General features: G+C 61.1%; 17 protein-coding genes and 3 tRNA genes. 8 read left to right on the top strand and 12 right to left on the bottom strand.

Features of this window, described 5'->3' with window-relative positions; genetic code table 11:
- Window positions 1-45: 45 nt before the first annotated feature.
- The 7 genes from hflX to nnr all read right to left on the bottom strand — a co-directional run bounded on the left by hflX (window position 46) and on the right by nnr (window position 8,487).
- Complete coding sequence (gene hflX, locus ACSBQS_RS16310; protein ID WP_042783518.1) at window positions 46-1,326, bottom strand: ribosome rescue GTPase HflX; 1,281 nt, start codon at window positions 1,324-1,326, stop codon at window positions 46-48.
- A 98-nt stretch (window positions 1,327-1,424) separates the two neighbouring features.
- Entirely contained in the window at window positions 1,425-1,733 is a 309-nt protein-coding gene (gene hfq / locus ACSBQS_RS16315; RefSeq protein ID WP_004933678.1) for an RNA chaperone Hfq, read from the bottom strand.
- Between the two features lie 114 nt (window positions 1,734-1,847).
- Window positions 1,848-2,789, bottom strand: coding sequence for a tRNA (adenosine(37)-N6)-dimethylallyltransferase MiaA (gene miaA, locus ACSBQS_RS16320; RefSeq protein ID WP_047025079.1), 942 nt, complete (start codon window positions 2,787-2,789; stop codon window positions 1,848-1,850).
- Window positions 2,782-4,665 (bottom strand): DNA mismatch repair endonuclease MutL, encoded by a 1,884-nt coding sequence (mutL, locus tag ACSBQS_RS16325; protein WP_342163664.1) that lies wholly within the window; start codon window positions 4,663-4,665, stop codon window positions 2,782-2,784. The genes miaA and mutL overlap by 8 nt, the downstream gene beginning before the upstream one ends.
- A 22-nt stretch (window positions 4,666-4,687) precedes the next feature.
- Window positions 4,688-6,484: an N-acetylmuramoyl-L-alanine amidase AmiB gene (gene amiB, locus ACSBQS_RS16330; protein ID WP_434991187.1), complete on the bottom strand. Its 1,797-nt coding sequence runs from the start codon at window positions 6,482-6,484 to the stop codon at window positions 4,688-4,690.
- 7 nt (window positions 6,485-6,491) lie between these two features.
- On the bottom strand, window positions 6,492-6,962 hold the full coding sequence (tsaE, locus tag ACSBQS_RS16335; protein ID WP_025305017.1) for a tRNA (adenosine(37)-N6)-threonylcarbamoyltransferase complex ATPase subunit type 1 TsaE: 471 nt from the start codon (window positions 6,960-6,962) through the stop codon (window positions 6,492-6,494).
- A gap of 10 nt (window positions 6,963-6,972) precedes the next feature.
- Entirely contained in the window at window positions 6,973-8,487 is a 1,515-nt protein-coding gene (gene nnr, locus ACSBQS_RS16340; protein WP_147880179.1) for a bifunctional ADP-dependent NAD(P)H-hydrate dehydratase/NAD(P)H-hydrate epimerase, read from the bottom strand.
- On the opposite strand from nnr, the gene queG reads away from it, so the two are divergent.
- Entirely contained in the window at window positions 8,486-9,625 is a 1,140-nt protein-coding gene (gene queG, locus ACSBQS_RS16345) for a tRNA epoxyqueuosine(34) reductase QueG (RefSeq protein WP_434991190.1), read from the top strand. The genes nnr and queG overlap by 2 nt on opposite strands.
- Before the next feature lie 311 nt (window positions 9,626-9,936).
- On the opposite strand, the gene ACSBQS_RS16350 is transcribed toward queG, so the two are convergent.
- The 4 genes from ACSBQS_RS16350 to orn all read right to left on the bottom strand — a co-directional run bounded on the left by ACSBQS_RS16350 (window position 9,937) and on the right by orn (window position 11,022).
- Window positions 9,937-10,012: transfer RNA gene (locus ACSBQS_RS16350), tRNA-Gly, on the bottom strand.
- Between the two features lie 54 nt (window positions 10,013-10,066).
- Window positions 10,067-10,142, bottom strand: a tRNA-Gly gene (locus ACSBQS_RS16355).
- Between the two features lie 66 nt (window positions 10,143-10,208).
- Window positions 10,209-10,284 (bottom strand) — tRNA-Gly (locus ACSBQS_RS16360).
- A 192-nt stretch (window positions 10,285-10,476) separates the two neighbouring features.
- The gene (orn, locus tag ACSBQS_RS16365) at window positions 10,477-11,022 is read right to left on the bottom strand and encodes an oligoribonuclease (RefSeq protein ID WP_033641618.1); all 546 of its coding nucleotides are present in this window, start codon (window positions 11,020-11,022) and stop codon (window positions 10,477-10,479) included.
- 245 nt (window positions 11,023-11,267) lie between these two features.
- On the opposite strand from orn, the gene rsgA reads away from it, so the two are divergent.
- From rsgA to mscM, 3 genes are all read left to right on the top strand, one after another.
- Entirely contained in the window at window positions 11,268-12,317 is a 1,050-nt protein-coding gene (gene rsgA, locus ACSBQS_RS16370; RefSeq protein ID WP_033641617.1) for a small ribosomal subunit biogenesis GTPase RsgA, read from the top strand.
- Window positions 12,318-12,393: 76 nt separating this feature from the next.
- Complete coding sequence (gene asd / locus ACSBQS_RS16375; protein WP_089192471.1) at window positions 12,394-13,287, top strand: archaetidylserine decarboxylase; 894 nt, start codon at window positions 12,394-12,396, stop codon at window positions 13,285-13,287.
- Window positions 13,288-13,300: 13 nt separating this feature from the next.
- Window positions 13,301-16,648 carry a miniconductance mechanosensitive channel MscM gene (mscM, locus tag ACSBQS_RS16380; protein WP_434991193.1) on the top strand — a complete coding sequence of 1,116 codons (3,348 nt, stop codon included), beginning with the start codon at window positions 13,301-13,303 and terminating at the stop codon, window positions 16,646-16,648.
- Between the two features lie 70 nt (window positions 16,649-16,718).
- On the opposite strand, the gene epmA is transcribed toward mscM, so the two are convergent.
- Window positions 16,719-17,696: an elongation factor P--(R)-beta-lysine ligase gene (gene epmA, locus ACSBQS_RS16385; protein WP_004929681.1), complete on the bottom strand. Its 978-nt coding sequence runs from the start codon at window positions 17,694-17,696 to the stop codon at window positions 16,719-16,721.
- Window positions 17,697-18,081: 385 nt separating this feature from the next.
- Here epmA and frdA point away from each other — a divergent pair, with 385 nt between their 5' ends.
- From frdA to frdD, 4 genes are read left to right on the top strand one after another with little or no spacing between them, the layout of a single operon-like run.
- Window positions 18,082-19,878: a fumarate reductase (quinol) flavoprotein subunit gene (gene frdA / locus ACSBQS_RS16390; protein WP_042783510.1), complete on the top strand. Its 1,797-nt coding sequence runs from the start codon at window positions 18,082-18,084 to the stop codon at window positions 19,876-19,878.
- Window positions 19,871-20,605: a succinate dehydrogenase/fumarate reductase iron-sulfur subunit gene (locus ACSBQS_RS16395; RefSeq protein ID WP_033648713.1), complete on the top strand. Its 735-nt coding sequence runs from the start codon at window positions 19,871-19,873 to the stop codon at window positions 20,603-20,605. Before frdA ends, ACSBQS_RS16395 begins: the two co-directional genes overlap by 8 nt.
- 14 nt (window positions 20,606-20,619) lie before the next feature.
- A complete protein-coding gene (gene frdC, locus ACSBQS_RS16400; protein WP_025305010.1) occupies window positions 20,620-21,012 on the top strand; it encodes a fumarate reductase subunit FrdC in 393 nt (130 codons plus the stop codon).
- Window positions 21,013-21,024: 12 nt separating this feature from the next.
- Window positions 21,025-21,384, top strand: coding sequence for a fumarate reductase subunit FrdD (gene frdD, locus ACSBQS_RS16405; RefSeq protein ID WP_197666867.1), 360 nt, complete (start codon window positions 21,025-21,027; stop codon window positions 21,382-21,384).
- Window positions 21,385-21,411: the final 27 nt, after the last annotated feature.

Here is a 21,411-nt window from a genome sequence, read left to right on the forward strand (position 1 = left end):
TGGGTACTTCAGGCTTTCGCGAAGCATAAATGTAACAGGATATGATCATACGATAAAGTCAATCAGGTCCTGTTCTTGCTTGCAGAGACGACGCCATTCGACGATCGGCATTCGCACCACCACGCCAATGCTGCCGTCCTCTTCGTTCCACTCTTTTTCAATCGCCTGAAGCTGGTAAAAACGGCTGCGAAGACGGCCTGCCCGTGGCGGTAAGCGCAATTCGTAATGCGCGATCTCCCCCGATAAGCGCTCCGTCAACGCCTGATACAGCAACGGAATACCCTCTCCGCTGGCGGCGGACAGCCACACCCGGATCGGCAGGTTTTCGTCGTTGCGGTCGATACGCGGCACAAAATCGTCCAGCATATCTATTTTGTTCATCACTAACAGTGTAGGGATTTCATCCGAGTCTATCTCCGCCAGCACGGTGTTCACCGCATCGATGTTCTCGTCGACACGCGGATCCGCCGCGTCGATGACGTGCAGCAGCAAAGAGGCCTGGCGCGTCTCCTGCAGCGTCGCCTTGAAGGCGGCCACCAGATCGTGCGGCAGGTGCCGGATAAAGCCTACGGTATCCGCCAACACGGTATCCCCCACGTCCGGCACGTCAATGCGCCGCAACGTAGGATCCAAGGTGGCAAATAGCTGGTCCGCCGCATACACCTCGGCAGACGTTATTCGGTTAAACAGGGTGGATTTGCCGGCGTTGGTGTAGCCCACCAGCGATACGGTCGGCACATCGGCGCGGGTCCGCGCGCGTCGGCCTTGTTCACGCTGCTTTTCTACCCGCTCCAGGCGGCGCAGAATCAAGCTGATGCGATCGCGCAACAGGCGACGGTCGGTCTCAAGCTGGGTTTCCCCCGGCCCGCGCAGGCCAATCCCCCCTTTTTGCCGCTCCAGGTGCGTCCAGCCGCGTACCAGACGCGTGGCAATGTGACGCAACTGCGCCAGCTCCACCTGCAGCTTACCTTCATGGGTGCGGGCACGCTGGGCAAAGATGTCTAAAATCAGCCCGGTGCGATCGATCACCCGGCATTCGCACAGGCGCTCGAGGTTTCTTTCCTGCGCCGGGGAAAGGGAATGATCAAACAGGACAACAGACGCGCCGCTGGCTTTCACCGCATCTGCAATTTCTTCGGCCTTTCCTTCGCCGACAAAGTACTTCGGATGCGGGGCTTTGCGGCTACCAGTCACCACTTGCAAAGCTTCGACACCGGCTGAGGAGACCAGCGATTCGAACTCGTTGAGGTCTTCCGTATCTTTGTCTTGCGAGAAATAGATATGAACCAGTACGGCCTGCTCACCGGCTTCATAACGGTCAAACAAGCGTGCAACCTCTCAAACGGACACTCACCGTGAGTTTGGGGGACATAAACAGCCCGCGGCTGCTTATGCTCCCCGTCATGGTTGACTTGCAACGCGCTTTATTCAGCGTCATCGCTTTCCTGCTGCGGCTGTTGCTGCGCAGACGGATTGTTGCCATGGTGATAGTTGCTTGAACCGCCGCTCGGGTTGTTGCTGTGATGCGAAACCGGGCGTGACGGGACAACGGTAGAGATAGCGTGCTTGTACACCATCTGGCTAACCGTGTTCTTCAACAGGATGACAAACTGGTCAAAAGACTCAATCTGGCCTTGCAGCTTAATACCATTCACCAAATAAATAGAAACCGGAACACGTTCACGACGCAATGCGTTCAGGAACGGATCTTGCAAAGATTGCCCCTTAGCCATTCTATCTTTTCCTTATTTGCTTGTTGTTTGTAACTAAGAACCTGTCGGCTCTAAAATAAACGACGTAAAAAATTTGCGCGCTGAATACTCAGCAATTGTACACAATCACCCAACCTATGCACTAACAACCTGTGTCACCGAGTCCAAAGCCTCTCCCGGCTTTTCACTGTCCAACCAATGGACCGACTCCCAACCCCGTAACCAGGTCATCTGGCGTTTAGCCAACTGACGTGTTGCGCAAATACCACGATAAACCATCTCATCGTAACTAATTTCACCAGACAAGTATGACCACATCTGGCGGTAACCGACACAGCGAATGGAGGGCAAGTCCGTATGCAAATCACCCCGTGCGAAAAGTGCACGCGCTTCCGTCTCAAAACCCGCCGCCAACATTTGATGGTACCGCAGCTCGATGCGTTGATGGATCAACTCACGGCTGGTCGGCGCTATCGCAAATTGGTGAACTTGATACGGTAACGATTCACCCGAAATTTTAGTCAGTTCCGTTAAAGTTTTACCCGAAATAAAAAAAACTTCCAGTGCTCTGGACAGTCTCTGCGGATCATTCGGATGAATTCTCACTGCCGCGACCGGATCGATCGCCTGTAACTGACGGTGCAACGCCTCCCAGCCCTGCTCCGCCGCTTGCCGTTCGATGCGCTCGCGCACCGCGGGATCGGCGGACGGCAACGGCGACAATCCTTCCAGCAACGCCTTGAAATACAACATGGTGCCGCCCACCAACAGCGGAATGCGGCCGGCGGCAGTGATATCGGCCATCTCTTTCAGCGCATCGGCGCGGAACTCCGCAGCCGAGTAAGCTTCGGCGGGATCGCGAATATCGATCAGCCGATGCGGCGCCTGCGCCAATTCTTCGGCGCTCGGCTTGGCGGTGCCGATATCCATGCCGCGATAAATCAGCGCGGAATCGACGCTGATCAGTTCCACCGGCAGGCGCTCGCGCAGCGCGATCGCCAGCGCGGTCTTGCCCGAGGCGGTCGGCCCCATAATGAAAATAGCCGGGGGACGTGATGTCATTTCAGTTTCAGTCATGCTTGAGGGCCGCCAGTGCGGCCTGTAAATCAACGGGTTGTAAAAGTCCGCTCGGTGGCGATTTGACCAGCTGCGGGCAAAGTCGTTCAACGTCGGTCAGCAATTGTATCGCTTGCGAGGTGTTCCACTGTTCATGTTCGCTGCCGAGACGGCGAGCGAGCCAGGTGGCCAACACCGCGGGCGACATCTCCTGATGCTCGGCCAGATAGCCTAACAGTTCGGGTATCAGTTTTTGTAAATTTTGTTGGCGTAATGGTAAAGGCACTGCGCGCAGCGTCACACGGCCGTGATCCGTCTGCAAATCCAGCCCCATCATCGTCAGCAGCGCCTGATGCCGCGCGATGGCCGCCGCTTCGTTCTTGTCCAACGTCAGCTTGACTGGGATCAGCAGCGGCTGCGGCCGCAGCCCTTCCGTCGGCGGATTGAGCTGCGCCTGGCGCAGCCAGCGCTCGGCCACCGTCAGGTTGAGCAACACCGGCTGCTGGCGCTGTTCAATCAGCGCGTAGCACGGCGGATGGATCATCAGCACCCGGCCAAAGCTGTGTTGCCCGCTCGCCAACGGCGTTTCCACGGCGGCTTTCACCGGTGGGAACAGCGGCGGCCGACTCGGGGCTTCCGGCGCGGCCTCAGCCTGCGGCTCGGCGGCAGGCCGCATCAGTTTGCCGTACAGCTCGCCTTCGCGTTTCTGGTAACCGCCCGCCGTTTGCCAACCGGGCTGCGGCGCGCGCTCGCGGGCAGCGCCGGCCGGTGGCGGCGTTTCGCGAAGCGGCGCCGGCTGTGAAAAATGGTTGCCGCCGGCGGCGACGCGGTTTTCCTGCTGCCAGACCGGCGCAGGCGCCTCGTCAGGCGTTTCCGCCAGCGGCAGCGACGGCGTCTGCCCGGCCTGTTGCAGCACCGTGGTCACCGCCTGGTAGATAAAATCGTGCACCAGCCGCGCCTGATGGAAACGCACCTCGTGCTTGGCGGGATGAACGTTGACGTCCACCTGGTGCGGATCCACCTCCAGATACAACACGTAAGCGGGCTGCTGATCGTCTTTCAGCTGATCCTGATAGGCCTGACGAATGGCGTGGTTGATCAAGCGATCGCGCATCATGCGGCTGTTGACGTAGCAGTACTGCATTTCACCCAGCTGGCGCGCCCCGTCCGGATCCGCCACCCAACCGCGGATGCTCAGATCGCCGTGCTGCCAGTCGATGTTCAGCGCATGCTGCAAAAACGCCGGGCCGCAGATGCTGCCCAAACGGCGCTCGTGCTGGCTTTCTTCCTTCGCCGCCCGATATTGGCGGATCAGTTTGCCGTTGTGGCTGAGGTTGATCGCCACATCGAAGCGCGCCAGCGCGATGCGCCGCACCACTTCATCGATATGGCCGAATTCGGTTTTCTCGGTGCGCATGAACTTGCGGCGCGCCGGGGTGTTGTAAAACAGATCCAGCACTTCCAGCGTGCTGCCGACCGGGTGCGCAGCGGGTTTGACCGTCACCGCCTGTTCGCGCCCTTCGGCATAGGCTTGCCACGCTTCGCTCTGGTCTGCGGTGCGCGACGTCAGGGTCAAACGGGAAACCGAGCTGATGCTGGCCAGCGCTTCGCCGCGAAAACCGAGGCTGACGATAGCCTCCAGGTCGTCGAGCGTGCTGATTTTACTGGTGGCGTGCCGCGCCAGCGCCAGCGCCAGATCGTCCTTGCCGATGCCGCAGCCGTTGTCGCGAATGCGGATCAACTTGGCGCCGCCGCGTTCGATATCGATATCGATGCGCGTCGCACCGGCGTCCAGGCTGTTTTCCACCAGCTCTTTGACGACCGACGCGGGGCGTTCGACCACCTCTCCGGCGGCGATCTGGTTGGCGAGCTGTGGCGGTAACACCTGGATAGGCATGCTGACTCCTGTAGCGGTGGCGCTAGGCCTGCGGAATGGTCAGCGTCCGATCCAGCGGCGCGACGTCCGACTTCAGATTATTGACCCGTTTCAAATCGCCGACGCTGACCCCGTAGCGAGAAGCGATGGAGGACAGCGTGTCCCCGCGGGCCACTTTATGTTTAGACGGCTTCTTCGCCGGCGTTTTCGCTTTGGCGACGGCGGTGACGGCGGCGGTTTTCCCCGCCGGCACCTTCAGGCGTTGCCCGACCCACACGCCGTCTTTCTTCAGTTTGTTCAGATCCCGCAGCGCCGCCATGGTCGTGCCGTAGCTGTCGGCGATGCCGGACAGCGTCTCCGCCCGTTTCACCACGTGGATCTGGGTCTTGCCGCTTACGCTGCGGCTCGCGCCGGCCGAGCTGACGATAGGCTCAGGCTGGCGCACGTCTGGTGTTGAGGTGTTAACCGCCGCTGCGACGTCCAGCGGTCGGTTTTCCACCTTTGGGTCGGCTTGCAGCGGATGCGCCAGGAAGTAGCTGCGCAGGCCGTTATGAATGGCCTTGGCAATCTTCTCCTGATACGCGCTACTGCCCAGCAGCCGCTCCTCCGTGCTATTACTGATAAATCCTGTTTCCACCAGCAGCGATGGAATATCCGGCGAACGCAGCACGCCCAGGCTGGCGTGTTCCGGCCGGCGTTTATGCAACGATCCGACGCTCTGCAGCTGCTGCAGCACCTTCACCGCCACATCGTAGCCAACGCGCTGCGAGTGGCCGAACTGCAGATCCAGCACCGCCTGGCTCAGATAAGGATCGGCCTGGCTGTTGGCCAGCAAGTCGCCGGCGCCGCCGAGCAGCTCGGACTGCTTCTCATGCTGTTCGAGCCAACCGGCCATTTCGCTGTTGGCGCGGCGATTGGACAGCACCCAGACGGAAGCCCCGCTGGCGCTGCGGTTTGGCGCGGCGTCGGCGTGGATGGAGACCAGCACGTTGGCGCCCTGTTTACGCGCAACGTCGGAACGCCCCATCACCGAAATAAAATAGTCGCCGTTACGTGTCAGCACCGGCTTGAACTGCGGATCGGCGTCCAGCATCGCCTGCAGGCGACGCGCGATGGCGATAGTGACATTCTTCTCCTTCAACCCGCTCGGGCCGATGGCGCCCGGATCCTGGCCGCCGTGGCCTGCGTCGATCGCCACCACCACCCGATCGCCGGAACCGGCGGAAACGCGGCTGCTGCGCGGCGTCACCTCAGTGGCGGTGCCCGCGACAACGCTCTGTTTATTGGTAAAGGGATTCGATCCCGTCGGCACTTTGCGCAGCGGCGGCTCCGGCGCTTCACGCACCGCGACCGGCGCCTGACGCGGCGGTTGGCTGACGGCGACCGGCGCAGGCGTTTGGACCGGCGCTTTACGCGCCACGGTATTGACGCCGCCTTCGGCCGTAAGGGTGAATACCACGGTGTGTACGCCGCCGTTCTGGCGGGTGGAGACGCGGGTTTTAGCGCGCTGAGTCAGATCAAACACCAGGCGCACGCTCCGAGCGTCTTTCGGCGCGCTGGAGCGAATGCTTTTCACCAGGTTTTGGCCGCTGAAATTGAGCGGCAGCCCGCCGACCTTGCCTTTCTGGTTGACGTCCAGCACCACGCGCTCCGGGCCGTGCAGCGGGAAAAACGCGTAGTCCGGCGGGCCATTGAAGCTCACCGACACCGTCGCTTCGCGCTGGGCGTTGGACACTTTGATATCGGACAGCGAGGACGCCGCCAGCGCGTTCAACGCGCCGAGCGGCCCCAGCACGGCGATCAGCATGATGACCGCAAATTTTTTCAACGCATGCGTCATTGCAGCATCATCCCTGTGATCCATGAATACGGTCTAACAGCTGGCTGCCGTAAGCAGAAATCGCCTCGATCTTCGCCTCTCGCCCCTCGCCCTGATAGCTGAGGTGCAGCGCCAGATCCGGCTCCGGCAGCACGCCGGTGCCCTGCTGCGGCCATTCGACCAGGCAGATGGCGTCTTGCGCGAAGTAATCGCGAATGCCCATAAATTCAAGCTCTTCCGGATCGGCCAGGCGATACAGATCGAAGTGATATACCGCCAAGGGCTGCAAGGCATAGGGCTCCACCAGCGTGTAGGTCGGGCTTTTGACATTGCCCTGATGCCCCAACGCCTGCAGGAAGCCACGGCTGAAGGTGGTTTTACCGGCGCCCAGGTCGCCGTAGAGATAGATGACGCTGGCGCGATCGCAGGCCTTGGCCAAAGTGGTGCCCAAAGCGACAGTCGCTGCCTCGTCCGGCAGAGGTAAAACGAGTTCTTTCATTCGATAAAGTCTATTTTGCCCACTCAGGGTTAACGAAATGAAGGATGTCCGGCAGTAAATCGGTCGCCAACATGCCTCTTGTTCCTTGTCTTTCCGCTACGCGATCGCCGGCCGCGCCGTGTACGACGCAGCCCGCACAGGCGGCATCATACAGCGAGAGCTTTTGCGCCAGCAAACCGCCGATGATGCCCGACAGCACATCGCCCATGCCGCCGGAGGCCATGCCAGCGTTGCCGACGTCGGCGATCGCCATCTGGCCCTGCTCATCGGCGATCAGCGTGCCGGCGCCTTTCAGCACCGCCACGCCGCCGTAGCGCGCCGTCAGGTTACGCACGGCAAGTAAGCGATCACTCTCGATGTCGGCAGTGCTGCAGCTCAACAGCCGCGCCGCCTCTCCGGGATGCGGAGTCATCACGCGATTCTGCCGTTTCTCGGGATTTAATGCCAGCAAGTTCAGCGCATCGGCGTCCCACAAGGCCGGTTTATCGCTGGTTTGCAGCACGTTCAAGGCGTTTTTGCCCCACTCAGCCTGGCCCAGCCCCGGGCCAATCACCAGCACGTCCGCCCATTGCATCGCCTGCCGCAAGGTCGTCTCGTCCAGCGCCTGCGCCATCAACTCCGGCCTGGCCGCCAGCAGCGGCGCGACGTGCTCAATGTGAGTAAGCACTCGCACCAATCCAGCCCCGCTGCGCAGCGCCGCTTCCGCCGCCATGCGAATGGCACCGCCGAATCCGCGGTCGCCGCCCACCAGCAGCAGACGGCCATGCTCGCCCTTATGGGCGCAGGGGCGCCGCGGATGCAGCCAGCGCGGCAACGCCTCGGCGGTAAGCCGCTGAATCTGTTCCGGTTGCTTCGCCAACCAATCCGATAAGCCTAGCGTATTCTGATGAAGTTGCCCGACCCAGTCGCGCGCCTGCCCGGTCAGCAAACCCGGCTTGAGGCCAATGAACGTGACGGTATGCGCGGCACGCACGACCGCGCCCGGCGCCGCGCCGCTTTCCGCCAGCAGCCCGGACGGAATATCGAGCGCCACCACCGGCGCCGAATGGCGGTTGGCGGCCTCGATCAGCGCATCGTAAGGCGCGCGCGGCGCGCTGCCCAGGCCGGTGCCTAACAGACCGTCGATAATAAGAGAGACGGACGCCGGCCAGCGGCTGTTCGCCGGCAGAATATCGCCGCCAGCGGCCAGCCAGGCCTCGCGGGCCGCTGCGGCCTCCGGCGGCAAAGGGCGTGCGCCTTCGCAGGCGATCACCGTCACCTGCACGCCCGCCGCCTTCGCCAAACGCGCCACCACATAGCCGTCGCCGCCGTTGTTGCCGTGGCCACAGAGCACCAGCCAGTGGTTGCAGGAGGGATAAGTGTCGCGCGCCAGTACGTAGGCCGCCTGACCGGCGCGCAGCATTAAATCGTAAAGAGAAAGACCGAGCGAGGCCGCCGCCGCAGGTTCCGAACGACGGATCCAATCCGCAGGCCAGACAGAGTGTGGTAAACTGTCAGCGTATGCTTTTTCACTGTGGCCCGTCATGACGCACCCCCTCGATCTCCATCAACTCGCCCAACATATCAAGCAATGGGGGCAATCGCTAGGATTCCAGCAGGTTGGCATCTGCGATACCGATCTCAGCCTGGAAGAGCCGAAGCTGCAGGCCTGGCTCGACAAACAGTACCACGGCGAGATGGAGTGGATGGCGCGCCACGGCATGCTGCGCGCGCGCCCTCACGAGCTGTTGCCGGGCACGCTGCGGGTGATCAGCGTGCGCATGAACTACCTGCCGGCCAAGGCGGCGTTCGCCAGCACCCTGCAGAACCCGCAATTGGGCTACGTCAGCCGCTATGCACTGGGGCGCGATTATCACAAGCTGTTGCGTCAGCGCCTGAAAAAGTTGGGCGATCAGATCCAGGCCTACTGCGGCGAACTGAATTTCCGCCCCTTTGTCGACTCGGCGCCGGTCATGGAGCGCGCGCTGGCCGCCAAGGCGGGCATCGGCTGGGTTGGTAAACACTCACTAATTCTTAACCGCGAAGCCGGATCCTGGTTTTTCCTCGGCGAACTGCTGATCGACCTGCCGCTGCCGGTGGATCAGCCGCAGGAAGAGCAGTGCGGCCGCTGCGTCGCCTGCATCACCACTTGCCCGACCGGGGCCATCGTCGCGCCCTACACCGTCGATGCCCGGCGCTGCATTTCCTATCTGACCATCGAACTGGAAGGCGCGATCCCGGAGGAATTCCGGCCGCTGCTCGGCAACCGTATCTACGGCTGCGACGACTGCCAGCTGATCTGCCCGTGGAACCGATTTTCGCAACTCACCGACGAAGACGATTTCAGCCCGCGCGCCGCGCTGCATGCGCCGCAACTGATCGATCTGTTCAGTTGGACGGAAGAAAAATTCCTGCGCATCACCGAAGGCTCGGCGATACGCCGCATCGGTCACCTGCGCTGGCTGCGCAACATCGCCGTGGCGCTGGGCAATGCGCCTTATGAGGACAGCATCGTGCTCGCGCTGCGCACGCGTTTGGACCAGGACGCCATGCTGGACGAACATATCCACTGGGCGCTGGCGCAACAGCTCGCTCGCCGTGAAGCGCTGGGCATCGAGGTGCAAACGACGCAGAAAAAACGGTTGATACGGGCTGTGGAAAAAGGTTTGCCAAGGGATGCCTGACGGGGTGCGCCGCGCGGGCGTATCGCCCGAAATCTCACTCTGTGGATTTGTGCATAAAAATAAAAACACGTTGTCTTTCAACTGCAACAAAAAGAGCAAGTGATCGGCATAACGTTTTGGGATAAATAAATAAGCTTATAAATCAAATGCATAAATATTTAATTTGTATGACGTTGATTTTTCAGGCTGGCGGGTTTATGTACAGAGGCTGTGGATAACTCTGTTCACAACGTTTTTAGCAGGTGTGTAAAACGGGACAAAAACCCGCGCCGGATAAGGCGTTGGATTTGAGTTTGAAACGAAGAGAAAATTGGAGCGGGAAACGAGACTCGAACTCGCGACCCCGACCTTGGCAAGGTCGTGCTCTACCAACTGAGCTATTCCCGCATTGAGATGCTTTTGGCATCCGGTCACCAAACACTGGCGTGACCTTTGAATTTTTGGAGCGGGAAACGAGGCTCGAACTCGCGACCTCAACCTTGGCAAGGTTGCGCTCTACCAACTGAGCTATTCCCGCGTCGCATAGGTACTGCTTGATACTGCTTTATTTATTCATCATGCCGCATCGCGACATTGTTGAATTTGGAGCGGGAAACGAGACTCGAACTCGCGACCCCGACCTTGGCAAGGTCGTGCTCTACCAACTGAGCTATTCCCGCCCGGCGTATCGATGGTGGAACGTTACGAAATTCTTCATCGGTACGGGGTGCGCATTATACGAGAAATCCTTTTTGTCGCAAGCCCCTGAAAGCAAAAAAACGCGATTTTTGTTTGATTGCCGATTAAAGCGCCAGATTGGCGAATTAAGCGGCTAAAAACGGCGTTTTTTCCCCGCAGAGGCCGCCATCGCCTTAAAGCTGAATGAAATGTTCGCGGTAATAAGCCAGTTCGGCCACCGATTCGCGGATGTCATCCAGCGCCTGATGGGTGCCCTGCTTCTTAAAGCCGCCGAGAATTTCCGGCTTCCAACGGCGCGCCAGTTCTTTCAGCGTGCTGACGTCCAGGTAGCGGTAATGGAAGTAGGCCTCCAGCTCCGGCATGTAGCGGAACAGGAAACGGCGATCCTGGCCCACGCTGTTGCCGCAGATCGGTGATTTGCCGGCCGGCACCCATTGCTGCAGGAAGGCGATGGTTTCCAGCTCGGCGGCGCGATCGTCCTGCCGACTGGCTTTCACCCGCTCCACCAGCCCGCTGCCGGTATGGGTGCGCACGTTCCACTCGTCCATCAAGGCCAGCTGCTCGTCGGATTGGTGCACGGCGATCACCGGCCCTTCCGCCAGGATGTTCAGATTGGCGTCGGTGACCAGCGTGGCGATCTCGATAATGCGGTCACGCTCGGGATCCAGCCCGGTCATCTCCAAATCGATCCAAATCAGGTTATTTTCGTTTGCTGTCATGATGTTTCCTGCCTAAAAGCCGAGAGAAAAACGCTGTGCGGACGAGACGACGGCCGCCGCCGATGGCGACACGCCGCAGCCGGCGGCTAACAACGGTTATTTAATATAAAATAGCGTGTATCATAGTCTTTTTGGTCGCCATGGGCGACATATACCCTGACGGGTTCAAGGCTGCGCCCGGGGCAAGTCCCCCGCCGCGGCTGTGCGTATACGTAAAGGTATAAAACCGATTCAAGTGAGGCGCAGTGAGTAAGAACAAACTGTCCAAAGGTCAGCAACGCCGCGTGCAGGCGAACCATCAGCGCCGTCTGAAGCGCGCCGATAACAAACCGGAACCGGATGATTCCCAGCTGGGCGAGCCGCAGGAAGGCGTCGTCATCAGCCGTTTCGGCATGCACGCCGACGTTGAGGCGCCGGATGGCACTCAGCACCGCTGCAACATCCGCCGCACGCTGCGTTCGCTGGTGACCGGCGATCGCGTGGTGTGGCGCCCCGGCCTGGGCGCCCATGAAGGGGTAAAAGGCATTGTGGAAGCGGTGCACGAACGCACCTCGGTGCTGACGCGCCCGGACTTCTATGACGGCGTGAAGCCGATCGCCGCCAATATCAATCAGATCGTCATCGTGTCGGCGATCCTGCCCGAGCTGTCACTGAACATCATCGACCGTTATCTGGTGGCCTGCGAAACGCTCGAAGTCGAGCCGCTGATCGTGCTCAACAAAATTGACCTGCTGGACGCCGAAGCGCGCAAGCTGGTCGACGGCATGATGGATATCTATCGCAAGATTGGCTACCGGGTGCTGGAAGTCTCCAGCCAAACGCGGGAAGGCATGGCGGAGTTCGAACAGGCGCTGGCCGGGCGCATCAGCATCTTCGCCGGTCAGTCCGGGGTCGGCAAGTCCAGCTTGCTGAACGCGCTGCTGCCGCCGTCTGAAGAGCAAATTCTGGTAAATCAGGTTTCCGACGTCTCGGGCCTCGGGCAACATACCACCACCGCCGCGCGGCTGTACCATTTCCAGCACGGCGGCGACGTGATCGACTCCCCGGGGGTGCGCGAGTTTGGCCTGTGGCACCTGGAGCCGGAACAAATCACCCGCGGCTTTGTCGAATTCCGTGATTATTTAGGCGGTTGCAAATTCCGCGACTGCCGCCACGATACCGATCCCGGCTGCGCCATTCGCGCGGCGATGGAGAAAGGCGATATCGCGCAAGAGCGGTTCGACAACTATCACCGTATTCTGGAAAGCATGGCGCAGGTGAAGGTTCGCAAGAACTTCACGGACGCCGCAGACTGACACTGACGAGCGAACATTGACGACGGCGGAGCCCTCGTTACAATGCGCGCCCTTTACCCTGATTCACGAGGTTAACGTGCTGGATAGCATCAAGATTAAACTGCAATATTGGCTGCCGAAGCTGGCGCTGACCCGCCTGGCGGGCTGGGGCGCCGACAAACGGGCCGGCTGGCTGACCCAACTGGTGGTCAAAACCTTCGCCCGCTTCTACCGCGTGGACATGCAGGAAGCGCAAAATCCGGATCTGGCGTCTTACGCCACCTTCAACGACTTCTTCGTGCGCCCGCTGCGCGATGGCGCGCGCCCCATCATCGCCGACGCCAACTGGCTGGCGCTGCCTGCCGATGGCGCCATCAGCCAGCTCGGCCCGATCCGCGAGGATCAAATCTTCCAGGCCAAAGGCCACCACTACAGCCTCGAAGCGCTGCTGGCCGGCAACTATCTGTTGGCCGAGCCGTTCCGCAACGGCCTGTTCGCCACCACCTATCTGGCGCCGCGCGACTATCACCGCGTACACATGCCGTGCGCCGGCGTGCTGCGCGAAATGATCTATGTGCCGGGCGATTTGTTCTCGGTCAACCCGCTCACCGCCGCCAACGTGCCTAATCTGTTCGCGCGCAACGAGCGCGTGATCTGCGTATTCGACACCGACATTGGGCCGATGGTGCAAATCCTGGTCGGCGCCACCATCGTCGGCAGCATCGAAACCGTCTGGGCCGGCACCGTCACGCCGCCGCGCGAAGGCATCATCAAGCGCTGGACCTACCCGGCCGCCGGCGAAGAAGGCGCTATCGCGCTGGAAAAAGGCGCCGAGATGGGCCGTTTCAAACTCGGCTCCACGGTGATCAACCTGTTTACCGCAGGCAGCGTGCAGTTTGCGCCGCAGCTGCATAACGGCACCGTCACCCGCATGGGTGAAGCCTTCGCCGAAATTCCGGCCGCCGCTGAAACGCCACAGACCCCGCTCTAAAGGAATCGACGCCGTGCGCCTTTTCATCACGCTTTTGCTCGGTTGCCTGCTGTGGCAACCGGCGCTGGCCGCCCCCGTGCCGACCGAGACCCAGCTCAAACAGGAGCTGAAGCAGGCGGAAAGCAGCAAAAACGCGCCGAATCAGGCGGAAACCACCGAGGCGCTGCAAAGCGCCCTCAACTGGCTGACGGAGCGCAAAGAGTCGCAGACTCGCTCCGAACAGTATCAGAGGGTGATCGACGATTTTCCGAAGATGACGCAGGAGCTGCGCCGTCAGCTGGTGCTGGAAAGCAACAAGATCTTGCCTAACGGCGACGATCTGCCGGCCGCCGAGCTGGAACAGCAGATCCTGCAAACCAGCAGCCTGCTGCTGGAACAGGCGCGCCTGCTGCAGCAAGAACAGGATCGCACGCGGGAGATCAGCGATTCGCTCGGCCAGCTGCCGCAGCAGCAGACCGACGCCCGCCGTGCGCTGACGGAAGTGCAGCGCCGCCTGCAGCCGCAGCCCGCCAACCCGACCACACCGTATGCGCAGGCCGCCCTGGCCCTGCTGCAGGCCGAAGCCGCGGCGCGCAAAGCCAAAGTGGACGAGCTGGAGCTGGCGCAGCTGTCGGCCAACAACCGTCAGGAGCTGGCGCGCATGCGCGCCGAGGTCTATAAAAAGCGCCACGAGAAAATAGACGTTCAACTGCAGGCGCTGCGCAATAACCTCAACGCCCAACGCCAACGCGAAGCAGAGCTGGCGCTGGAAAAAACCGAGCAGTTGGCCGAGCAGAACGGCGATTTGCCAAAAAGCATCAGCCAGCAGCTGCAGATCAACCGCGAACTGTCCGCCGCGCTGAACAGCCAGGCGCAGCGCATGGATCTGATTTCATCGCAGCAGCGGCAGGCGGCGGCGCAGACGCTGCAGGTGCGCCAGGCGCTGAGCACCATCATCGAGCAGGCCCAGTGGCTCGGTTCGTCGTCGGCGCTGGGGGAAACCCTGCGCGCCCAGGTGGCGACACTGCCGGAAATGCCCAAGCCGCAACAGCTGGACGGCGACATGGCCCAGCTGCGCGTGCAGCGCCTGCAGTTTGAAAACCAGCTGGAAAAACTGTCGCAGCGCGAATTCAAACGCGACGACGGCAGCGCGCTGACCAATCAGGAGCAACGCATCGTCGATGCCCAGCTGCGCACCCAGCGCGAGCTGCTCAACTCGTTGTTATCCGGGTGCGACACCCAAATCCTCGAGCTGACCAAGCTGAAGGTGGCCAACACCCAGCTGATCGAAGCCTTGAACGAAATTCGCGACGCCACCCACCGCTATCTGTTCTGGGTGCCGGACGTCAATCCGATCAACTTCTCCTACCCGCTCAACGTGGCGCACGATCTGACGCGCGTCCTGTCACTGGACACGCTGTCTCAACTCGGCGGCGCCTTCATGATGATGGTGACCAGCCGCGAAACGCTGATCCCGATCTTCGGCGCCCTGCTGCTGGTGATTTTCAGCATCAGCTCGCGCAAGCACTACCACGCCTTCCTCGAGCGCGCGAGCAGCCGCGTCGGCAAGGTGACGCAGGACGAATTCTTCCTGACGGTGCGCACCGTGTTCTGGTCGATTCTGGTGGCGATGCCGCTGCCGGTGCTGTGGGCCGCGCTCGGTTACGGCCTGCAAAGCGCCTGGAACTACCCGGTGGCGGAAGCGATCGGCAAAGGGGTAACCGCCACGCTGCCGATCCTGTGGATCTGCATGATCTGCGCCGCCTTCGCCCACCCGCAGGGACTGTTCATCGTGCACTTCCGCTGGCCGGCGAAGCAGGTTTCGCGCGCCATGCGCTACTACAAGATGTCGATCTGGCTGATCGTGCCGCTGATCATGGCGCTGATCACCTTCGATAGCCTGAAAGAACGCGAGTTCGCCAACACCCTGGGGCGGCTGTGCTTCATCCTGCTGTGTCTGGCGCTGGCGCTGGTCACCCACAGCCTGAAACGCGCCGGCATTCCGCTGTATCTGGATAAAAACGGCTCCGGCGACAACATGCTCAACAGCGCCTTCTGGGGGCTGCTGCTGTCGGCGCCGCTGCTGGCGGCGCTGGCCTCGACCGTCGGTTACCTCACCACCGCGCAGGCGCTGTTGGCGCGTCTGGAAACTTCGGTGGCGATCTGGTTCCTGCTGCTGGTCGTCTACCACATCATCCGCCGTTGGATGTTGATCCAGCGGCGGCGCATCGCCTTCGATCGCGCCAAGCAGCGCCGCGCCGACATTCTGGCCCAGCGCGCCCGCGGCGAAGACGAAACTTCACATACCCCGAACAGCACCGAAGGCGCCATCGATCCGGACGATTCGGACTTCGATCTGGACACCATCAGCGCCCAGTCGCTGCGGCTGGTGCGTTCGATCCTGACGCTGATCGCGCTGGTGTCGGTGATCGTACTGTGGTCGGAGATCCACTCCGCGTTCGCCTTCCTGGAAAACATCTCGCTGTGGGACGTAACCTCGACGGTGAACGGCGTGGAAACCGCCCATCCGATCACCCTCGGCGCGGTTCTGATCGCCATTCTGGTGTTGATCATCACCATGCAGCTGGTGCGCAACCTGCCGGCGCTGCTGGAGCTGGCGGTGCTGCAGCACCTGGATCTGTCCCCGGGCACCGGCTACGCCATCACCACCATCACCAAGTACCTGCTGCTGCTGTTCGGCGCGGTGCTCAGCTTCGCCTGGATCGGCATCGAATGGTCGAAACTGCAGTGGGTGGTTACCGCGCTCAGTCTGGGGTTGGGCTTCGGCATGCAGGAGATCTTCTCCAACTTCATCTCCGGCTTGATCATCCTGTTCGAGAAACCGATCCGCATCGGCGACACCGTGACGATCCGCAACCTGACCGGCACCGTCACCAAGATCAATACCCGCGCCACCACCATCTCGGACTGGGACCGCAAAGAGATCATCGTGCCGAACAAAGCGTTTATCACCGAGCAGTTCGTCAACTGGTCGCTGTCGGATACCCTGACCCGTGTGGTGCTGACCGTACCGGCGCCGGGCGAGGCCAACAGCGAAGAAGTGACCAAGATCCTGATGAACGCCGCCGAGCGCTGCGCGCTGGTGCTGGATAACCCGGCGCCGGAGGTCTATCTGGTCGATCTGCAGCAAGGCATTCAGATCTTCGAGATGCGTATTTACGCCGCCGAGATGGGCCACCGTATGCCGCTGCGCCATGAGATCCACCAGCTGATCCTGGCGGGCTACCGCGAGCACGGCATCACGCTGCCGTACCCGCCGTTCCAGGTGCGTACCGAGACGCTGTCGCGGCTAACCAACAACGGCCGCACGCCGCCGTCCACGCCGGCGCCGAACACCAAGCGCGACGCCGGGGGGTTGTAAGCGCTTCTCGCGATAAAAAAGGGGGTCGGCAAATGCCGACCCCCTTTTTGCTTTTTCGCCGCCTGAAACGTCAGGCGATCCCGACCGGGAAGGCTAATACGTCGCTCAGGCTCTCGGCGCCCAGCGCCAGCATCACCAGACGATCCACGCCCAACGCCACGCCGGAACACTCCGGCATGCCGTGCTGCAACGCCGCCAACAGGTTGTAGTCGATCGGTTGCTGCGGCAGGCCGCGCTCCGCGCGTTTGCGGTTGTCCTGCTCGAAACGCTGCTGTTGTTCACGGCCGTCGGTCAGCTCGCGGAAACCGTTCGCCAGCTCGATACCCTTGAAGTACACCTCGAAACGCTCCGCCACGCGGTGATCTTCGGTGCTGATCTCCGCCAACGCCGCCTGGCTGGCCGGGAAGTGGTACACGAACGCCGGTTTTTCACGGCCGATATGCGGTTCCACGCCCACGGTGAACAGCAGCTGCAGCAGCGTATCGCGATCTTCTTCGGTATCGGCGATGTTGCTCAGATCGAGTTTGGCCGCCGCTTCGCGCAGCTGCGCCTTCTCCGCCGACAGCGGATCGATGTCCAGATGGCGCAGGAACGCCTGCTGATAGGACAGGGTCTCCGCGCTCTCGCAGTCCAGCACCTGTTGCAGCAGATCGTCCACTTCATTCATCAGGCGGTACATGTCGTAGTGCGGACGGTACCACTCCAGCATGGTGAATTCCGGGTTGTGATGCCGCCCGGCTTCTTCATTGCGGAAGCTGCGCCCCATTTGGTAGATCGGGCCGCTGCCCGCCGCCAACAGGCGCTTCATGTGATATTCCGGGCTGGTCATCATGTATAGCGTCAGGCCCTCTGCCGCTCCCGGCCCGACGAAACGCGTCTCGAACGGGAACAGGTGAACGTCGGTGACCGTCGCCTGGCTCATGGTGGGCGTCTCAACTTCCAGCACGCCACGATCGGCGAAGAAACGCCGGATCTCAGCCAGAATCGCTGCGCGTTTCAACAAATTGGCGATGGGTGCACTAGGCTGCCAGCTTGCCGTTTCGCTCATGGTAATTAACTCCGAAATCAAACAGGGGATGCAGTCTACTCGCATCCTTGCAGCCAAACAAATTCTTCACGATGCGCAACCGGCGATAACACCAATTTCCGATAAAAGGGCGGTAAAAGCGCGTTAAAAAGGGTAAAGCCGGCCGAACGCGCAAAAAAACAGACAAGCCTGCCGGGCAAGCGTTAATCGACAAAACAATCGATCACATCAAATTTCGACTACTTAACTTTAGGTATAGTTAATTCCCCATTATTGGTGGGAGATATCTATCCTTAACCTTTAAGCAACATTAATCGGTTCAATTAGTTAGCACCCGAAGAGTTCGCTAAATTTTAAGCATAGATATTTAACTTGCCGTTCTTAACAAGAACATTGGAGGAATGCAGTGCAAACCTTTAACGCCGATCTTGCCATTATTGGGGCCGGGGGCGCTGGTTTACGTGCAGCAATAGCCGCAGCGGAAGCCAATCCCCAACTGAAAATCGCGCTGATCTCTAAGGTCTACCCGATGCGCAGCCACACGGTCGCCGCCGAGGGGGGCTCCGCCGCCGTCACCCAGGATCACGATACCTTCGACTACCACTTCCACGACACCGTCGCCGGTGGCGACTGGCTGTGCGAGCAGGACGTGGTCGATCACTTCGTGCATCAGTGCCCGCGCGAGATGACCCAGCTTGAGCAGTGGGGCTGCCCGTGGAGCCGCAAACCGGACGGTTCGGTCAACGTGCGGCGTTTCGGCGGCATGAAGATCGAACGCACCTGGTTCGCCGCCGACAAGACCGGCTTCCACATGCTGCACACCCTGTTCCAGACCTCGCTGAAATACCCGCAAATTCAACGCTTCGACGAGCACTTCGTACTGGATATCCTGGTGGATGACGGCCAGGCGCGCGGCCTGGTGGCGCTCAACATGATGGAAGGCACCCGCGTGCAGATCCGCGCCAACGCGGTGGTGATGGCCACCGGCGGCGCCGGGCGCGTTTACCGCTACAACACCAACGGCGGCATCGTCACCGGCGACGGCATGGGCATGGCGTTCCACCACGGCGTACCGCTGCGCGACATGGAGTTCGTGCAGTATCACCCGACCGGCCTGCCCGGTTCCGGCATCCTGATGACCGAGGGCTGCCGCGGCGAAGGCGGCATCCTGGTGAACAAGGATGGCTACCGCTACCTGCAAGACTACGGCATGGGCCCGGAAACCCCGCTGGGCGAGCCGAAGAACAAATACATGGAGCTGGGCCCACGCGACAAAGTGTCCCAGGCCTTCTGGCACGAATGGCGCGCCGGCCGCACCATCGCCACCCCGCGCGGCGACGTGGTCTACCTCGATCTGCGCCACCTGGGCGAGAAAAAGCTGCTGGAGCGGCTGCCGTTCATCTGTGAACTGGCCAAAGCCTACGTCGGCGTCGATCCGGTGAAAGATCCGATCCCGGTGCGCCCTACCGCGCACTACACCATGGGCGGCATTGAAACCGACCAGAACTGCGAAACCCGCATCAAAGGGCTGTTCGCAGTCGGCGAATGCTCCTCCGTCGGCCTGCACGGCGCCAACCGTCTCGGCTCCAACTCGCTGGCGGAACTGGTGGTATTCGGCCGCGTCGCCGGTGAACACGCCGCGCGCCGCGCGCTGGAAACCGCGCCGGCCAACGGCAGCGCGCTGGATGCGCAAACCCGCGACGTCGAAACCCGCCTGAGCAACCTGATGAAGCAGGAAGGCAACGAAAACTGGGCGAAGATCCGCGACGAAATGGGGCTGTCGATGGAAGAAGGCTGCGGCATCTACCGCACGCCGGAGCTGATGCAAAAAACCATCGATAAGCTGGCCGAGCTGAAAGAACGTTTCAAGCGCGTCAAAATCACCGACAACACCAGCGTGTTCAATACCGATCTGCTGTACACCATCGAGCTGGGTTATGGTCTGGACGTCGCTGAATGCATGGCGCACTCCGCATTTAACCGCAAAGAGTCGCGCGGCGCCCACCAGCGCCTGGACGAAGGCTGCACCGAGCGTGACGACGTAAACTTCCTCAAGCATACGCTGGCGTTCCACAATCCGCAGGGCGCGCCGCGTCTTGAATACAGCGACGTGAAAATCACCAAGCTGCCGCCGGCCAAACGCGTCTACGGCGCAGAAGCCGAAGCGCAGGAGAAAAAGAATAAGGAGCAGGCAAATGGCTGAGATGCAAACCCTGAAGATCGAAGTCATGCGCTATAACCCGGAAAGCGACGCCGAGCCGCATTTCGTCACTTACGCCGTGCCTTACGACGAACAGACCTCGCTGCTCGACGCGCTGGGCTATATCAAGGATAACCTGGCGCCGGACCTCTCCTACCGCTGGTCTTGCCGCATGGCGATCTGCGGCTCCTGCGGCATGATGGTCAACCGCGTGCCGAAGCTGGCGTGCAAAACCTTCCTGCGCGACTACGTCGGCGGCATGAAGGTCGAAGCGCTGGGCAACTTCCCGATCGAGCGCGATCTGGTGGTCGACATGACCCACTTCATCGAAAGCCTGGAGGCGATCAAACCGTACATCATCGGCAACGATCGCAAACCGGAGGATGGCCCGAACGTGCAGACTCCGGCGCAGATGGCCAAATACCACCAGTTCTCCGGCTGCATCAACTGCGGCCTGTGCTACGCGGCGTGCCCGCAGTTCGGCCTCAACCCCGAGTTTATCGGCCCGGCGGCGATCACGCTGGCGCACCGCTATAACCTGGACAACCGCGACCACGGCAAGAAACAGCGCATGCCGCAGCTCAACGGCCAAAACGGCGTCTGGAGCTGCACCTTCGTCGGCTATTGCTCCGAAGTCTGTCCGAAACACGTCGATCCCGCCGCCGCTATCCAGCAAGGCAAGGTGGAGAGCGCCAAAGACTTCATGATCGCCATGCTGAAGCCGCAATAAGGGAGAAAATTGCCATGACAACTCAACGTAAGCCCTATGTGCGCACCATGACGCCCACCTGGTGGCAAAAGCTCGGCTTCTACCGTTTCTACATGCTGCGCGAAGGCACCTCGGTGCTGGCGGTCTGGTTCAGCATCGTGCTGCTCTACGGCGTGTTCGCGCTGAAGGGCGGCGCCGAGAGCTGGGCCGGCTTCGTCGGTTTCTTGCAGAATCCGCTGGTGCTGTTAATCAACGTCGTCGCATTGCTGGCGGCGGCGCTGCACACCAAAACCTGGTTCGATCTGGCGCCGAAGGCCGCCAATATCGTGGTCAACAGCGAGAAAATGGGACCGGGCCCCATCGTGAAAGGGCTGTGGGCCGTCACGATCGTCGTCAGCGTGGTCATCCTGGCCGTGGCCCTGTTCTAATCCGGAGGAAACATGATAAATCAAGCACCTAAACGCTCCGACGAGCCGGTTTTCTGGGGATTGTTCGGCGCCGGCGGCATGTGGGGCGCGATCGTCGCGCCGGCTATCGTGCTGCTGGTCGGCATCCTGCTGCCGCTGGGGCTGTTCCCCGGTGAAGCGCTGGGTTACGAGCGCGTGCTGGCGTTCAGCCAGAGCCTGATCGGCCGCCTGTTCCTGCTGCTGATGATCATTCTGCCGCTGTGGTGCGGCCTGCACCGCATCCACCATGCGATGCACGATCTGAAGATCCACGTGCCGGCCGGCAAGTGGGTGTTCTACGGTCTGGCGGCAATCCTCAGCGTCGTCACCGTCATCGGCGTCGTCACTCTGTAAACCGCTCGGGTGGCCAACGCCCGTTGG

The sequence above is a fragment of the Serratia sp. H402Y genome (assembly GCF_051172415.1).
In the GTDB taxonomy this organism is placed as follows: domain Bacteria; phylum Pseudomonadota; class Gammaproteobacteria; order Enterobacterales; family Enterobacteriaceae; genus Serratia; species Serratia ureilytica.